General features: G+C 61.8%; 1 protein-coding gene. It reads left to right on the forward strand.

Annotated elements, in window-relative coordinates:
• A partial coding sequence (locus NBZ85_RS31980) for a DUF3800 domain-containing protein (RefSeq protein WP_261563530.1) occupies nucleotides 1–408 on the forward strand: 408 nt, incomplete at both ends.

Here is a 408-nt window from a genome sequence, read left to right on the forward strand (position 1 = left end):
GGCCTGGACGTCGAGAAACGCGAAGCCGACGCCATGCGGGAGACTCTGAACCGTCTGGCCCGCCATGCCCACCATCACGGGCATAACCTCATGGTGATCATCGATCAAATCAATGAGAAGACGCGAGTCGAACGCGTTGCATCGATGTATGCCCACATCTTCAGCCGAGCCGGCGACTTTCCGGAGATGCGGTGCATCGTGGAACCGCCCATGCACGTGGACAGTTCGCTGAGCTCCAACGTGCAGTTCGCCGACTGGGTCGCCGCCGCCGTCACACGCGCTGTCGATCACCAGCTCAACGACTTGTCCAAGTACGCCTGGGTCACCGACCCCCAGCGGCTGGCATCCATGAGGGGCAGCTTCACCTACGAGTCTAAACTGCACCTGTGGAACCGCGGCGTGCAGGAC

This window comes from Frankia tisae (assembly GCF_025403405.1).
In the GTDB taxonomy this organism is placed as follows: domain Bacteria; phylum Actinomycetota; class Actinomycetes; order Frankiales; family Frankiaceae; genus Frankia; species Frankia tisai.